The sequence below is a fragment of the Janthinobacterium sp. CG_23.4 genome, from assembly GCF_029892305.1.
Taxonomy (GTDB): Bacteria; Pseudomonadota; Gammaproteobacteria; order Burkholderiales; family Burkholderiaceae_D; genus Janthinobacterium; species Janthinobacterium lividum_D.
This window is the reverse complement of record NZ_JARXUX010000001.1, coordinates 1,195,554-1,210,391: the sequence shown is the minus strand read 5'-3', so window position 1 is coordinate 1,210,391 and position 14,838 is coordinate 1,195,554. Positions and strand designations below refer to the sequence as shown.

The window sequence follows — 14,838 nt, the reverse complement described above, 5'->3', positions numbered from 1 at the left end:
CCGCCCCCCGACACGCGCCATGGGCGACTGGATTTTCTTGCACGACTTATGGGCGCGCTGCAACAGGCACAGCGGCACATCCGACTGGGCCGTCAGCGACTTGCGGCCCGTTGCCGTCGCAGGCAACGCGGACGATTTTCTTATCTGGCACCAGGCACTGCCCCATTGCGCCACTGCCAACCATGGCCCGTCGACGCGCATGGTGCAATACCCGCTCTATTTTCCCGAGCACTGCCAGGATCAGGACGCATGGATCTGAGCCGTTCATCCCGCCCTGGCGCCGCTCATCCCGCAGCGCTGCTTGCATGGCGTCTGGGCCGGTAGGATGTTCATCAAGGATCGGACAGGTGCGCATACCGCCCATGGTCTTGCAAACGCTGGTGGAAAACGCCGTCAAATATGGCGTGGAGGCGAGTCCCGATGGCAGCGATATCCGCATCGCGGCGCGACGCGCCAGCCCTAGCGACGGCACGTCCATGCTACAGATCGAGGTCGCTAACACGGGCGCCTTGCGCGAACCCGGCAGCTCCACCAGCGTTGGACTGCGCAATGCGGGCCAGCGCTTGCAGCTGGCCTGCGGCGAGCGCGCCAGCCTGGATTTACGCCAGCAGGCGGGCTGGGTGTACGCTACCATCCATTTGCCGGAGCAAGCATGCACGTAGCGCCGCTCAAGGTACTTTTGGTCGATGACGAGCGCCTGGCGCGCGCCGAGCCGCGGCGGCTGCTGGCGCCGCATGTGCAGCGGGGCGCCGTGGACATCGTGGGCGAGGCGGCCAGCGCGGCCGACGCCGTCGCGCAGATCGGCAAGCTGCAGCCCGATCTACTGCTGCTCGACGTGCAGATGCCGGGCGGCTCCGGCTTCGACCTTCTGGCCACGCTCGACGCGGTGCCCGACGTCATTTTTTGCACGGCTTTCGACCAGTACGCGCTGCAGGCATTCGAGGTCAGCGCCCTTGACTACCTGCAAAAACCCGTGCAGGCTGCGCGCTTGGCCACGGCGCTGGCGCGTGCAGGCGCGCGGGCGCAAGCCGTGCCGCTACCCGCACCGCGCAAGGTTTTCATCAAGGATGGGGAGCGCTGCTGGTTCGTCGCGTTTGACGATATCCACCTGCTCGAATCGGAAGGTAACTACACGCGCGTGCATTTCGCCAGATCGTCAACCTGGCACAGGTGGCGCAAGTGGCGCCGAATGCGGCCGATGGCCTCGACCTGCACCTGCTCGATGGCAGCGTGGTCGAGGTGTCGCGCCGCCGCGCGCAACAGTTCAAGGCCGTCACTAAGCTGTAGCTCCTTACTTCAAGGCGGGGATAGGCTGCGCCTGGAAGGCGGGACGCGGCTGCTCCCTGAGCTTTTTCGCCAGTATGTCGAGCGCCACTTCCAGCTGGCGGTCGGCGCCCAGGAAGGTGGCGTGCGGCGGGTTCTCCACCTCCACGTCCGGCACCACGCCCACGCCTTCAATCAGCCACTGTCCGTCGATGCCGAACTGGCCGTTTTCAGCCACACGCGCCATGCCGTTATCGAGCAGGCGCGTATTGTCGCTGAGCCAGACGCCGGCGCCGGCGGTGCGCTTACCCACCAGCGGTGCCAGTTTCAATGCCTTGATGCCGGCGGCGAAAGTCTCGCCATCCGAATACGTGAGTTCATCGACCAGCACCACCAGGTGGCCGCGGAACGTGTTCTGCATGTTCGATGACGGCTGCACGCCCGGCGGCGCCCAGTAGGCCCAGGCCTTGCGCAGCAGTTTTTCGATGATCCAGCTATCGATATTGCCGCCGTTATTGCGCCGCACGTCGATGATCAAGCCTTCGCGGTTGATGTTGGCGTAAAAGTCGCGCGCGAACGAGGCGATGTCGTTGGCGCCCATGGCGCGCAAATGCAGGTAGCCGATGCGCCCTTGCGAAGCGGCTGCCACCTGCTCGGCGCGGCTCAATTCCCAGTCGCCATAGCGCAGCGCTGTCTGCTTTGCCATGTTGACGGGCGTGACGATGACGGCGCGCGGCAAGCCCTTGCCACGTTTAACCTGCAACAACACCTGCTTGTCGGCCTGGTTCAGCAGCAGGTCGCTGATATCGCGCGCGGCCAGCACGTCCTTGCCATTGACGGCCGTGATCACGTCGCCCGCCTTCACGTCTACCTCGGGGCGCGACAGGGGTGAGCGCGCCGAAGGCAATTCTACTTCGCTGCGATAGACATGCTCGACCTGATAGCCGTCGCCGGTACGCACCAGCACAGCCCCGAGGCCAGCCGGCGTGCCTTCTTGTTCCGTGCGGCGCAATTCGCCGGGACGGATCTGCGAATGCAGGGCACCCACTTCGGCCACCATCATGCCCAGCACGTCATTGAGCTCGGCCCGATCCGTCACCCGCTCGACCAGCGGCGCATATTTGTCGCGCGCCGCCGTCCAGTTGACGCCGCGCATCTTCGCGTCGTACAGGAAGTCGCGATGCAAGCGCCAGGCGTCGTTGAACATCTGCTTCCATTCCAGGCGCGGATTCGAGACAAATGTCCAATCGTCGACTTTGACTTTTGCCTTCGACAGGTCGGCCGGCAGCTTGGCCCCCGCCTCGATTACCAGCATCTCGCCCGGCCCGGTGGCGGCCGCGCTGCTTGCTGTCCTGTAGTACAGATGTTTTTTATCCTGGGCCAGGTCGAATTCACGCACATCGGCCACCAGCAGTTCCGGCTTGGAGCCGGTATTGCCGATGGCGAGTGTCTTCAGACTGAACTTGTGCTCGCCGCTGTCGCGCTCGAGGAAATACAGGCGCTTGTCGTCGGCAGCGAGCGCGCTGTAATTACCGGCCGCCAGCGGCACCTCATACAGGCGCTCGGCCAGGCCCTTGAAGACGACGTCCGGAAGCACGGCCGCCGCTTTCTTCGAGGCCGTCTTGCCAGCGACCTTTTCCAGCGCCTTTTCCGCCGCCAGTTCGGCTGCCTTTTCGTCATCCGTCTCGGCCGGCTTGATGCCGGGGCGGCTCAGCTCATCGTCGGGCTGGAAGGGAAACCGGTTGCCCGGCTGCAGCGCCAGCGCATACACGCCGATGCGCTTGTCGAACACGGGGCCCATATTACGGTCACCCCACGGCGACCCGTTGGCCAGCTGGAAATTGCGCGCCGACATGAAATACAGCCAGCGCCCGTCGGGCGAAAACACGGGCGAGTCCGATGTATAACGGTCGCTGGTGACGAACTGTAACTGCTTCGACGCAATGTTATACAGGCCGATCTGCTCGCGCTGCTCGTTGCTGGCCACGCGCACGATGGCCAGGTTGCGGCTGTCGGATGACCATTGCACTGCGTCGTGCTTGTCCACGCCCGCCTTGCCCGCATCATCGATCAGCTGGTTCGCTTTGCTTGTCAGGTCCAGCAGCCAGAAACGCCCCTTCTTGTCCGTGTGCGCCAGCCAGCGTCCGTCCGGCGACGGATACAGTTTCCAGCGGTGCTTGTCGCCGTGCGTCGTCAGCTGCTCGCCCTTGCCCGTACCATCGGCGGCGTACTTCCAGATTTCGTTTTCCCCGCTCGTGTCAACGATGGCGAAGACGGATTTTTCGTCGCTGGAAAAGACCGCATCGCGCGCCCGCGCTCCTTCGGGAATGGCGATATCGACGCGGCGCAAGCTGCCCGTGCCAGCGATACTGACACGGCCCCTTGCCGTGAGGATGACGCGCTCATCCTTGGCCGATAGCTGGACATTGCTCAAGGTATCGAGTGGCGAGCGGATCTGGCGCGCGCGTTGCTGGTCGAAATCGGACAGCAGGCTGATGGCCAGCGGCTGCGAGGCGCCTGTTGCAGGGGCGGCCAGGTCCAGCACATGCAGATCAGCGCCCAGTTGGTAGACGACCTTGCCATCGCCCAGCGCGGCGTTGCGCACGTCCCACTGCGTGTGGCTGGTCAATGCGCGGCGATCGGAGCCGTCGGGCAGCATGCTCCACAGGTTATCGCTGCCGCCCTCGTCGCTGATATAGACCACACGACCCTGCCACCACATGGGGCGTTTGTTGTTGCCTGCCAATACTGCAGGCTCGGTATGCATGCGCACGGCCTCGCCCTTGCCATCGAGCGCATAGCGCCACAGGGTGGCATGCGCGCCGCCCCGGTAGTTACGCACATTGTCATTCGTCATGGCCAGGCCGAAACGCGTGAAGAACAGCGTCTTGCCCGCGTCGTCGAGCACGGCATCGTTGGCGTCAGCGACGGGAAACACGCGTCGCGTCTGCTGCACGGGGTCGATGGCGGCGACGATGCGGCGCGAGGCGGGACCGTCCGTGCCTTGCGTGCTGACCAGCACTTCACCCTGCGCCGTCCAGCCCAGCACCAGCACAGCGCCATTGTCATACGAAATACGTCGCGGCAAGCCGCCGGCCAGCGGCATCACATAGGCTTCCTGCGCCCCTTCGTAGGCAGCGGAAAACGCCAGCCACAGGCCGTCGCGCGACATTGCCGCATTCGTTTCATAGCCGGGATGCGTGGTCAAGCGCTGCGCCGCGCCGCCATGCACGCTGCTTTTCCACAAATCGCCTTCGGCCGTGAAGACGACGCTGTCGCCGCGCACGGCGGGAAAGCGGAAATAGCTGCTGGCAGGAGCGGCGGCAGCGTTGCCGAGCAGACCAGCGGAAAACAGGAGGGTGGCGAGAGTGCGGGAAATTTTCATGCAAGCATCCAGATAGCGGTCAGGGCAATAAGGTGGCATGGACATCATGTCGATACCGGACAGCAATTCTGGCATAAGCACGACCGAAGAAAACCTTCTTTATTGGCCACAAAAACGTAAAAAAACCCGCGCCACTTGCGTGGGCGGGTTTTTCGACAAGAGCAGAAACGCTCTGAACGCCGAACAAAACCGTAGCGAGCGGCAGCGAGTTACGGCCGAGACGCGGAACTGTGCTCGAGCACAGTGAGCATCGGAGGCCGCAAATCGCGACGCGCAGAAGGTTTGGTTCGGTGTTCTTATTCCACTTCCACCGTTTCCGGTGCAGCCGTCGGCGCCGCATCGGGCGGTTCCGGGAATTCCAGCAAGATCTGCTCCTTGTCGTCGATGTCGACAGTGATACGTCCGCCGGTGACCAGGCGGCCGAACAAGAGCTCGTCTGCCAGGGCCTTGCGGATCAGATCCTGGATCAGGCGTGCCATTGGCCGCGCGCCCATCAGCGGGTCGAATCCTTTCTTGCCGAGGAAAGCACGCAGCTTCTCGGTGAACACGGCTTCGACCTTTTTCTCGTGCAACTGCTCTTCCAGCTGCATCAGGAACTTGTCGACCACGCGCAGGATGATTTCCTGGTCCAGCGCGCGGAAGCTGATGGTCGCATCGATGCGATTACGGAATTCCGGCGTGAACATGCGCTTGATGTCGGCCATCTCGTCGCCTGCCTGCTTGGAATTGGTGAAACCGATCGAGGCCTTCTGCAAGCTTTCCGCACCCGCATTGGTCGTCATGATGATGATCACGTTGCGGAAGTCGGCTTTGCGGCCATTGTTATCGGTCAAGGTACCGTGGTCCATCACTTGCAACAGGATATTGAAAATGTCCGGATGGGCTTTTTCAATTTCATCGAGCAGCAAGACCGCATGCGGCTTCTTGGTGATCGCTTCCGTCAGCAAACCGCCCTGGTCGAAACCAACGTAGCCCGGTGGCGCACCGATCAAACGGCTGACGGCATGGCGTTCCATGTATTCCGACATGTCGAAACGGATCAGCTCGATGCCGAGGATGAACGCCAGTTGCTTGGCTACCTCGGTCTTGCCCACGCCCGTCGGACCGGAGAACAGGAAAGAGCCGATCGGCTTGTCCGTCTTGCCCAGGCCAGCGCGCGCCATCTTGATGGCCGAGGCCAGCGCGTCGATGGCGGGATCTTGTCCGAATACGACATTGCGCAAGTCGCGGTCTATCGTCTGCAGTTTGCTGCGGTCGTCCTGGTTGACCGTTTGCGGCGGAATGCGCGCGATCTTGGCAATGATGTCCTCGATCTCGGCCTTGCCGATGGTTTTCTTTTGCTTCGATTTCGGCAAGATGCGCTGCGCTGCGCCGGCTTCATCGATGACGTCGATCGCCTTGTCGGGCAAATGGCGGTCGTTGATGAAGCGCGCCGCCAGTTCGGCCGCCGTCGTCAGGGCCGACGCCGTGTATTTCACGCCATGGTGCTCTTCGAAGCGCGACTTGAGACCGCGCAAGATCTGCACGGTTTGCTCGACGGTCGGCTCGTTGACATCCACTTTCTGGAACCGCCGGCTCAAGGCATGATCTTTCTCAAACACGCCGCGAAATTCCGTGTACGTGGTCGCGCCTATGCATTTGAGCTGGCCATTCGCCAGTGCCGGCTTCAACAGGTTGGAGGCGTCCAGCGTACCGCCCGAAGCCGAACCGGCACCGATGATGGTGTGGATTTCGTCGATGAACAGGATGCCGTTCGGATTGTCCTTCAGCTGTTTCAGCACGGCTTTCAGACGCTGCTCGAAGTCACCACGGTATTTGGTACCGGCCAGCAAGGCGCCCATGTCCAGCGAATACACGACGGCATTTTGCAAGATTTCCGGCACATCGTTTTGCGTGATGCGATAAGCGAGGCCTTCGGCGATGGCGGTCTTGCCCACGCCCGCCTCGCCGACCAGCAGCGGATTGTTCTTGCGGCGACGGCACAGGATCTGGATCACACGGTCGACTTCTTCCTCGCGCCCGATCAGTGGGTCTATTTTGCCTTCGGCGGCGGCCTTGTTCAGGTTTTGCGTGAACTGGTCGAGCGGGCTTTCCTTCGGCTGGCCATCGGCAGGCGCTTCTTCCACCCCTTCGGAGGCTTTTGCGCTTTCCGTCGACTGGTCCTTGCGCACGCCGTGCGAAATGAAATTGACCACATCGAGACGTGTCACGCCCTGCTGGTGCAGGTAATAGACAGCATGCGAATCCTTTTCGCCGAAGATGGCTACCAGCACATTGGCGCCAGTAACTTCCTTCTTGCCATTCGAGGCGGACTGGACGTGCATGATCGCACGCTGGATCACGCGCTGGAAGCCAAGCGTCGGCTGGGTGTCAACTTCGCCCGTGCCAGGCACAGTCGGCGTGTTGTCGCCGATGAAATTGGCGAGCGTCTTGCGCAGGTCTTCAATATTGACCGCGCAGGCACGCAACACCTCGGCAGCAGAGGGATTGTCCAGCAGTGCCAGCAATAAATGCTCAACCGTGATGAATTCGTGCCGTGCCTGCCGAGCTTCGACAAACGCCATGTGCAAACTTACTTCTAATTCCTGCGCAATCATACTTCCTCCATCACGCACTGCAGGGGATGCCCCGCCTTGCGCGCATGCGTTAAAACGAACTCCACTTTGGTACACGCTATATCTTTAGAGAACACGCCGCACACTCCTTTGCCGTAGCGATGAACACTGAGCATGATTTGCGTCGCCGTTTCACGGTCCTTGTTGAAATACTCCTGAATCACGGCCACCACAAACTCCATCGGGGTGTAGTCGTCATTGAGCAAGGCTACCTGGTAGAGCGGTGGCGGCTTCAGCACTTGCCGCTCCAGCAGGGTTTCTGTGTCGTGCTTGGTTGCCATACGCTTATTCTAATGCTTTCACAGTGGTTGTCATGCGCAATATCTGCGCCTTTCCAATTGTTCTCAATCTTACGCGTTTTCTTAATACTGCGCAGATGGCGACCTTGCCGTCAAAATCAAGAGTTGCTTTTTTTGGTTGTTGTGAAGAATTTGGCAATATCGATGGAAAAGCGCTTGACTTCATTATTTATTCCGCCAACAATGCTGTATCGACTGTTGCAGTAATGTACAGCTTGATAAGAATGAGACGTCGAGGAGGGGGCAAGAAGCTTCTTGCTTTTATGGCTCGTGTGATTTGTTTTAATTTTGAAAGTTCTTTTTATGGCAACAGGTACAGTTAAGTGGTTCAATGATTCCAAAGGTTTTGGCTTCATCACCCCAGATGACGGCGGCGAAGATTTGTTTGCGCATTTCTCCGCAATCAACATGAACGGTTTCAAGACCCTCAAAGAAGGTCAAAAAGTTCAATTCGAAGTCACGCAAGGCCCTAAAGGCAAGCAAGCTTCCAACATCCAAGCAGCCTAAGCACCGCCGGCCCTCAGATGTGAAAAACCCCGTTGTCCGACGGGGTTTTTTTTCGCCTGCAAGGTGCGCAGCACCCTGCCCTGGCGCGCCAGTTACATGTGCTCGATCATCACCTTGCCGAAACCCGAGCACGACACTTGCGTCGCGCCTTCCATCAGGCGGGCAAAATCATAGGTGACGCGCTTCGAGGCTATCGATTTCTGCATCGACGCAATGATCAGATCGGCCGCTTCCAGCCAACCCATATGGCGCAGCATCATTTCTGCCGACAGGATCAGGGAACCGGGGTTCACGTAATCCTTGCCCGCATACTTGGGCGCCGTACCGTGCGTCGCTTCAAACATGGCGACGGAATCGGACAGGTTGGCGCCCGGCGCAATGCCGATGCCACCCACTTGCGCCGCCAACGCGTCGGAAATGTAATCGCCGTTCAGATTCAAGGTGGCGATGACGCTGTATTCGGCTGGACGCAGCAATATTTGTTGCAGGAACGCATCAGCGATGGAATCCTTGACGATGATGTCGCGGCCCGTCTTCGGACTCTTGAACTTGCACCAGGGACCGCCATCGATCAGTTCGGCGCCGAATTCCTTTTGCGCCAGCGCATACGCCCAGTCGCGGAAGCCGCCTTCCGTGTACTTCATGATGTTGCCTTTGTGTACGATCGTCACGGATGGCTTGTCATTGTCGATCGCGTACTGGATGGCCTTGCGCACCAGGCGCTGCGTGCCTTCAATGGACACGGGCTTGATGCCCAGGCCCGAGGTGGCCGGGAAGCGTATCTTGGTCACGCCCATTTCATTGATCAGGAAATCCATCAATTTCTTGGCTTCGGGCGAGCCTTGCTGGTATTCGATGCCCGCGTAAATGTCTTCCGAATTTTCGCGGAAAATCACCATGTCGGTCTTTTCCGGCTCTTTCACGGGCGACGGCACGCCCGTGAAGTAGCGCACGGGGCGCAGACAGACATACAGGTCCAGCTGCTGGCGCAGGGCTACGTTCAGCGAGCGGATGCCGCCACCGACGGGCGTAGTCAGCGGACCCTTGATGGAGACGACGTAATCTTTCAGCGCGGCCAACGTTTCTTCCGGCAGCCACACATCGGGGCCGTACACATTCGTCGCTTTTTCGCCTGCGTAGATTTCCATCCAGCTGATCTTGCGAGCGCCGCCGTAGGCCTTGGCCACGGCAGCGTCGATCACCTTGAGCATGACCGGGCTGATATCGACGCCCGTGCCATCGCCCTCAATGAAGGAAATGATGGGATTATCTGGTACATTCAGCGAAAAATCGGCATTGACGGTGATTTTTTTGCCGTCAGCAGGTACAGTGATATGTTGATACATCGTGATCTCCGAAGTGGGACACACCGCTGGCGGGCAACACTGGCCGGCGACGCGCTCTGCGGTTGCAGAGTTTACAAAAACAAGTCCGAACATGGCGGCAACAGCGCACTCTAGCAGGGAAAGAATGGCCGGGCCATCTGCTTCACACTGCAGCATGCAGCGCCAGAGGACCGTATCGCCACACTGGCATCAGGTCTTCTATAAGATATAAGACTAGCGTTTCACATTATGTACCAGTATCTTACATGGCGCCACACTTTTACGGCGCCATCCTGCGGCCACCATTGTTTGCATCCATTCATTTATCAGCATGCCACTCATCCTCTTCAATAAACCATTCCAGGTCTTGTGCCAGTTTTCAGCGCAAGACGGCCGCGTCACCCTGGCCGACCATTTGAGCATTCCCGGCATCTACCCGGCCGGCCGACTCGACGCCGACAGCGAGGGCTTGCTACTGCTGACGGACGACGGCCGCCTGCAGCACGACATCAGCCACCCCGCCCGCAAGGAAGCGAAAACCTATCTGGTGCAAGTCGATGGCGTACCCGACGCGACCAGCCTGGCACGCCTGCAGGCGCCACTGGACCTGGGCGACTTCATCACCAAGCCATGCCGGGCTGTGCGCATCGCCGAGCCGGACTGGTTGTGGCCACGCAATCCACCCATCCGCGCGCGCGCCGACCAGCCCACCTCATGGCTGGCGATCACCTTGAAAGAAGGAAAAAACCGGCAAGTACGGCGCATGACGGCTGCCGTCGGCCTGCCCACCCTGCGCCTGGTGCGCAGCGCCATCGGCCCGTTCTCGCTGGCCAGCCACCCCTTGCTCCCCGGCGAATGGTACGAGGTGCCGGCCCAAAACATTGGAAAAGCGTGAGCAGCACCAGCAAAGTCTGATTGCCCAGGCGCGCAAGGCAAAATAGCCGCTCTCGGACGCCGGCAAGCGCGTGAAAAAAGGGCATCACCGGGGCTTACGGCAGCGAGCATGTTGCTGTGACCCCACGCTTTCAGCGCGACCAGACAGCATGCTTGACCTGACGCTCACCAGCATCGCTTAATCGGCGCTTCGCAGTCACCGTCACGCCCCATGAAAACGTCCCTTCGCCGCCTCAGCCTGTGCATCGTCCTGATGGCGTGTGCCAGCACTGCACAAGCACAGACACCGCAAAAGAGCGTGCAACTCTCGGCCGGCATGCATTTGATACAGGCGCAAGTAGCCGCCACGGAACAGCAACGCGAACAAGGCTTGATGTACCGCGAAAAGATGCCGCCGAATGCGGGCATGCTATTCGTCTTTGACCACTCGTCGACGCAATGCATGTGGATGAAAAACACGCCGCTGCCCCTATCTGTGGCTTTTATCGATGCCAGTGGCAAGATCGTCAACATCGAAGACATGCAAGCGCTCACGCTCGACAGCCATTGCTCCAGCAAGGCAGTCCCCGTGCGCTATGCGCTGGAAATGAACCTGGGCTGGTTCAGGCAAAAGAACATCAAGCCAGGCATGAGCATCGGCAACTTGCCCCCGTTGCACTAAGCCGTGGCGGCCGGCAACAGGGTGTTGCCAGAAAACGCGGCCGAGGATGGCCATCAGGATGGCAAAAGAGGTGGCAAACGAGGCGGCAAAAATCATGCGCGCACGCGAAAAAACCCGCCAGAACGAATCTGCGGGTTTTTGCTTTTCAACCAGTGCCAGCGTACCGGCACAGGCAAGACCACCTGGGTGGCTTGCCTGCTGGCGAATATTAAGCGGACAGTGCTTTCAAAGCAGCTGCCAGACGGCTCTTATGGCGAGCTGCCTTGTTTTTGTGGATGATCTTCTTGTCAGCGATACGGTCGATGGTCGACACGGATGCTTGGAAGATTGCAGCAGCTGCTGCCTTGTCGCCGCCCTGGATCGCTTTGCGAGCAGCTTTGATAGCCGTGCGCAAGGTCGAACGTTGGGACGAATTGTGTGCGTTTTGCTTAACTGCTTGACGAGCGCGTTTGCGCGCTTGTGCGGTATTTGCCATGGAATTTCCTAAAACAGGGTCAAAGTGCGTTTGCAAACATTAGTGTTTGCCAACCGGTGCGTTCTGTGCGTCTGCCGAACCATGTGTGCCAAACCAGTGCCTGTCAAACATTAGTGTCTGCGTAACAGAATTCTGTACAGCCTTCGATTATAGCGATATTTTCAAGCGGGGGCAAATCAAAAAACCGTATATGGTGCCAAAAACACCTGCAAATGGGCGGGACAAGGGCGAATCGGCAGCACCGGTGAGCATATTTTAAGCGTTTACCGGCCCCGCACCCGGCTATAATCTGCCCCCATGAACTTGCTTAAAACACTCGCCGCCATCTCCAGCATGACCATGCTGTCCCGTGTAACCGGATTATTGCGCGAAAGCCTGTTCGCGCGCGCCTTTGGCGCCGGCGCTTACACGGACGCCTTCATTGTTGCTTTCCGCATCCCCAACCTGTTGCGCCGCTTGTTTGCCGAGGGGGCGTTCTCGCAAGCTTTCGTGCCGATCTTGTCGGAATACAAGAACCAGCATGGCCAGGAAGCGAGCAAGCAACTGGTCGATCATGTGGCCACCACCCTGGTCTGGGCCACCGTGCTCGTTTCCCTCATCGGCATCGTCGCCGCGCCATGGTTCGTGTACGCTATCGCCACGGGCCTGAGCAAGGATGCGGGCGCCTTCGATGCCGCCGTGTGGATGACGCGGCTGATGTTCCCATATATTACTTGCATGTCTTTCGTGGCCCTGGCCGGCGGCATTCTCAATACCTGGCGCGAATTCAAGATTCCCGCATTCACACCCGTGCTGCTGAACCTATCGTTCATCGCCGCTTCCTTATTGCTCGCGCCACAATTGAAACAGCCAATCTACGCCATGGCCATTGCCGTGTTCGCCGGCGGCTTGCTGCAAGTGGCCCTGCAGATTCCTGCACTGATCAAGATCGGCATGTTGCCGCGCCTGTCGCTCAATCCCGCCATCGGCCTGTCAGACGGCGGCGTGCGTCGCGTGCTCAAGAAAATGGGGCCGGCCGTGTTCGCCGTCTCGGCGGCGCAGATCAGCCTGATGATCAATACCAGTATCGCGTCGCGCCTGGCCGAAGGCAGCATTTCCTGGCTGTCGTATGCCGACCGCCTGATGGAGTTCCCGACCGCCATGCTGGGCGTAGCCCTGGGCACCATCTTGCTGCCCAGCCTGTCAAAGGCGAATGTGGACGGCGACAAGACGCAATACTCGGCCCTACTGGACTGGGGCTTGCGCCTGACTTTCCTGTTGGCACTGCCAGCCGCCGTCGGCATGGCAACCCTGGCCACGCCACTGATCGCGACCCTCTTTCACTACGGCAAATTTACAGCCGAATCCGTGAGCATGTCGACGCAGCCGCTGGTGGCCTACAGCCTGGGCCTGATCGGCATCATCCTCGTAAAAACCCTGGCGCCCGCGTTCTATGCCCGCCAAGACATCCGCACGCCCGTGAAAATCGCCATCGGCGTGCTGATCGCCACGCAATTGATGAATCTATTATTCGTGCCCTACATCGCCGTGGCCGGCCTGGCCCTGTCGATCGGCCTGGGTGCCTGCCTGAACGCCAGCTTCCTGTACTGGGGCTTGCGCAAGCGTGGCATCTACCAGCCGAAACCGGGTTGGGCCAAGTTCTTCCTGCGCCTGTTGCCGGCGCTCATCGTGATGGGTGGCGTGGCGGCCTTCGGCGCCCTGCGCATCGACTGGATCGCTATGCAAGCCCATCCGCTGTTACGGGCCGGCGCACTGGCCTTGCTGGTGGCACTGTGCGCCGTAGCTTACTTTGCCACCCTGTTGCTGCTAGGGTTCCGCTTCCGCGACTTCAAGCGCAGCGTGTGAGCAGCCACGCAGAAGGTCGTTGCCGGCACCTCGCCTTGCGCAGATAACTGAGATATCGGCATAGGGGCGGCCAGTAACTGACCGGTCCCCTGCCACACCACCCGGCATGCGGGTCCGCACCGGGCGGTTCGAGTAGTTGAGGTTATGAGAGGCGAGGCATGCCAAGTCGATCAAAGTAAGCAATCGTCAGCACATTGTTCAGTGCCAACCGGCTGTTACGCCACCAGCGATGGCTGTTCTTCGCCACCAGCAGCGCCACCTTTTCCGATGCCCCCAAGGCCAGCAATTCACGATACATCGTCTTGCCACGTTTCCAATGCTTGAGCTGAATCGCCCGCAATCGGTGACGTATCCATTCATCCAGCCTGCGCCAGACTCCCGGTGTTTGCGCCAATCCAAAGTAGGCTTTCCAGCCGAGCATGTAGCGCCGCAGCGGTTCGATCAGCTCGGTCATACTGCGCCCACAGGTGCGCCGGGTCAGTTCCCGGATCCTCTGCTTGAACGTTGCCTGCGCCTTATACGATACCGCACGTTTGATCTCGTCTCTTGGGCCTTGCCATAGCTCGTACCCCAGAAACTTGCGGCCAAACGCACTGGCCACCGCGCTTTTCGACACATTGATCGTCAGGCGCAGCTTGTCGTATAAACGCTTGAGCAGGGCCATCACCCGCTCGCCAGCTTTCCGGCTGCGTACATAAATATTGCAGTCATCAGCATAGCGGGCAAAGCGATGGCCCCGGCGTTCAAGCTCCCGATCCACCTCGTCGAGCAACACATTGGCCAACAGCGGTGACAGCGGCCCGCCTTGCGGCGTGCCCCGTTCGCGCTCGGCCACCACGCCGTTGTGCATGATGCCGGCGTTCAGAAACGCCCGGATCAGCCGGATCATGCCGGCGTCCCTGATACGCTTCTGTAGCCGGTCGATCAGCACGTCGTGGTTGACGCGATCAAAGAACTTCTCCAGATCGACATCGACCACCACCCGGTAACCCTGCTGCACATATTGCTGCGCGGCGAGCACGGCGTCGCGTGCGCGACGCCCCGGACGAAAGCCATGGCTGTGTTCACTAAAGGTGGGATCAAGCAGCGGTTGCAACACTTGCAGGACGGCCTGTTGAATCAGCCGGTCGACCACGGTGGGTATCCCCAGTTCACGTTCGCTGCCATCGGGCTTGGGAATGCCGACGCGACGCACCGGACTGGGCCGGTACGTGCCTGCCATCACTTGATCGCGGATGGTCGGCAATGCGGTTACCAGATAGCGGCCGGTCGCGGCGATGTCCAGACCGTCCACGCCTGCTGCACCTTTGTTCGCCTTCACGCGTTTCCACGCGCGTTGCATGTTCTCTCTCGCCAGCACCTGCGCAAGCAGGTTTGGCCCTGCGTCCACGGTGCCATGCCGCGTGGGACGAGCTTCATCGCTGCGTGCTTCAACGATGGCTTCACCATCGCCCGCCGCACACCGCTCCGCTGACGCGGACATCTGATGCAATGCCTTCCCCATCGACATGGTGTTTGACGCTCCTTCTCGTTCGGCCCTTCGCCTCAACAAAAAAAAATTCAGGCTAC

14 protein-coding genes and 1 pseudogene are annotated in these 14,838 nt (G+C 60.1%); 9 read left to right on the top strand and 6 right to left on the bottom strand.

All coding sequences use genetic code 11. The annotated features are described in order from the left end of the window. The first annotated feature begins 19 nt into the window (after nt 1-19). From H4V96_RS05340 to H4V96_RS22475, 4 genes and pseudogenes are all read left to right on the top strand, one after another. Complete coding sequence (locus H4V96_RS05340; protein ID WP_196856942.1) at nt 20-259, top strand: hypothetical protein; 240 nt, start codon at nt 20-22, stop codon at nt 257-259. An 88-nt stretch (nt 260-347) separates the two neighbouring features. Then, nucleotides 348-662, top strand: coding sequence for a hypothetical protein (locus H4V96_RS05335; RefSeq protein ID WP_196856943.1), 315 nt, complete (start codon nt 348-350; stop codon nt 660-662). Next, nucleotides 653-943 (top strand): annotated as a pseudogene (locus tag H4V96_RS05330) (response regulator); the annotation flags it as partial. The gene H4V96_RS05335 and the pseudogene H4V96_RS05330, both read left to right, overlap by 10 nt. Nucleotides 944-1,179: 236 nt before the next feature. Further along, nucleotides 1,180-1,287 carry a hypothetical protein gene (locus tag H4V96_RS22475; RefSeq protein ID WP_334686059.1) on the top strand — a complete coding sequence of 36 codons (108 nt, stop codon included), beginning with the start codon at nt 1,180-1,182 and terminating at the stop codon, nt 1,285-1,287. A 4-nt stretch (nt 1,288-1,291) separates the two neighbouring features. Here H4V96_RS22475 and H4V96_RS05325 read toward each other — a convergent pair whose 3' ends face one another. The 3 genes from H4V96_RS05325 to clpS form a co-directional block, all read right to left on the bottom strand. Further along, a complete protein-coding gene (locus H4V96_RS05325) occupies nt 1,292-4,648 on the bottom strand; it encodes a S41 family peptidase (protein WP_196856944.1) in 3,357 nt (1,118 codons plus the stop codon). Between the two features lie 296 nt (nt 4,649-4,944). Then, nucleotides 4,945-7,245: an ATP-dependent Clp protease ATP-binding subunit ClpA gene (gene clpA / locus H4V96_RS05320; protein WP_010395947.1), complete on the bottom strand. Its 2,301-nt coding sequence runs from the start codon at nt 7,243-7,245 to the stop codon at nt 4,945-4,947. Next, entirely contained in the window at nt 7,242-7,544 is a 303-nt protein-coding gene (gene clpS, locus H4V96_RS05315; protein ID WP_010395945.1) for an ATP-dependent Clp protease adapter ClpS, read from the bottom strand. The genes clpA and clpS overlap by 4 nt, the downstream gene beginning before the upstream one ends. 32 nt (nt 7,545-7,576) lie before the next feature. On the opposite strand from clpS, the gene H4V96_RS05310 reads away from it, so the two are divergent. Continuing rightward, a complete protein-coding gene (locus H4V96_RS05310) occupies nt 7,577-7,885 on the top strand; it encodes a hypothetical protein (protein ID WP_142303304.1) in 309 nt (102 codons plus the stop codon). After that, nucleotides 7,866-8,069: a cold-shock protein gene (locus tag H4V96_RS05305; protein WP_010395943.1), complete on the top strand. Its 204-nt coding sequence runs from the start codon at nt 7,866-7,868 to the stop codon at nt 8,067-8,069. Before H4V96_RS05310 ends, H4V96_RS05305 begins: the two co-directional genes overlap by 20 nt. Nucleotides 8,070-8,161: 92 nt before the next feature. On the opposite strand, the gene icd is transcribed toward H4V96_RS05305, so the two are convergent. After that, nucleotides 8,162-9,415, bottom strand: coding sequence for an NADP-dependent isocitrate dehydrogenase (gene icd, locus H4V96_RS05300; RefSeq protein ID WP_010395940.1), 1,254 nt, complete (start codon nt 9,413-9,415; stop codon nt 8,162-8,164). A gap of 310 nt (nt 9,416-9,725) precedes the next feature. On the opposite strand from icd, the gene H4V96_RS05295 reads away from it, so the two are divergent. Both H4V96_RS05295 and H4V96_RS05290 read left to right on the top strand, forming a co-directional pair. Then, a complete protein-coding gene (locus H4V96_RS05295) occupies nt 9,726-10,289 on the top strand; it encodes a pseudouridine synthase (protein ID WP_196856945.1) in 564 nt (187 codons plus the stop codon). 210 nt (nt 10,290-10,499) lie between these two features. Then, nucleotides 10,500-10,949, top strand: coding sequence for a DUF192 domain-containing protein (locus tag H4V96_RS05290; protein ID WP_010395936.1), 450 nt, complete (start codon nt 10,500-10,502; stop codon nt 10,947-10,949). A gap of 208 nt (nt 10,950-11,157) precedes the next feature. On the opposite strand, the gene rpsT is transcribed toward H4V96_RS05290, so the two are convergent. Next, on the bottom strand, nt 11,158-11,424 hold the full coding sequence (rpsT, locus tag H4V96_RS05285; protein ID WP_010395935.1) for a 30S ribosomal protein S20: 267 nt from the start codon (nt 11,422-11,424) through the stop codon (nt 11,158-11,160). A gap of 297 nt (nt 11,425-11,721) precedes the next feature. Here rpsT and murJ point away from each other — a divergent pair, with 297 nt between their 5' ends. Further along, nucleotides 11,722-13,269 (top strand): murein biosynthesis integral membrane protein MurJ, encoded by a 1,548-nt coding sequence (gene murJ, locus H4V96_RS05280; protein WP_196856946.1) that lies wholly within the window; start codon nt 11,722-11,724, stop codon nt 13,267-13,269. Nucleotides 13,270-13,411: 142 nt separating this feature from the next. Here murJ and ltrA read toward each other — a convergent pair whose 3' ends face one another. Further along, a complete protein-coding gene (gene ltrA, locus H4V96_RS05275; protein ID WP_196856947.1) occupies nt 13,412-14,779 on the bottom strand; it encodes a group II intron reverse transcriptase/maturase in 1,368 nt (455 codons plus the stop codon). Between the last annotated feature and the right edge of the window lie 59 nt (nt 14,780-14,838).

Bases quoted from the DNA above. Each gene is read 5' to 3' on its own strand.
- H4V96_RS05340 (WP_196856942.1), top strand. From the start codon at position 20: ATGGGCGACTGGATTTTCTTGCACGACTTATGGGCGCGCTGCAACAGG.
- H4V96_RS05325 (WP_196856944.1), bottom strand. From the start codon at position 4,648: ATGAAAATTTCCCGCACTCTCGCCACCCTCCTGTTTTCCGCTGGTCTG.
- clpA (WP_010395947.1), bottom strand. From the start codon at position 7,245: ATGATTGCGCAGGAATTAGAAGTAAGTTTGCACATGGCGTTTGTCGAA.
- clpS (WP_010395945.1), bottom strand. From the start codon at position 7,544: ATGGCAACCAAGCACGACACAGAAACCCTGCTGGAGCGGCAAGTGCTG.
- H4V96_RS05310 (WP_142303304.1), top strand. From the start codon at position 7,577: ATGCGCAATATCTGCGCCTTTCCAATTGTTCTCAATCTTACGCGTTTT.
- H4V96_RS05305 (WP_010395943.1), top strand. From the start codon at position 7,866: ATGGCAACAGGTACAGTTAAGTGGTTCAATGATTCCAAAGGTTTTGGC.
- icd (WP_010395940.1), bottom strand. From the start codon at position 9,415: ATGTATCAACATATCACTGTACCTGCTGACGGCAAAAAAATCACCGTC.
- H4V96_RS05295 (WP_196856945.1), top strand. From the start codon at position 9,726: ATGCCACTCATCCTCTTCAATAAACCATTCCAGGTCTTGTGCCAGTTT.
- H4V96_RS05290 (WP_010395936.1), top strand. From the start codon at position 10,500: ATGAAAACGTCCCTTCGCCGCCTCAGCCTGTGCATCGTCCTGATGGCG.
- rpsT (WP_010395935.1), bottom strand. From the start codon at position 11,424: ATGGCAAATACCGCACAAGCGCGCAAACGCGCTCGTCAAGCAGTTAAG.
- murJ (WP_196856946.1), top strand. From the start codon at position 11,722: ATGAACTTGCTTAAAACACTCGCCGCCATCTCCAGCATGACCATGCTG.
- ltrA (WP_196856947.1), bottom strand. From the start codon at position 14,779: ATGTCGATGGGGAAGGCATTGCATCAGATGTCCGCGTCAGCGGAGCGG.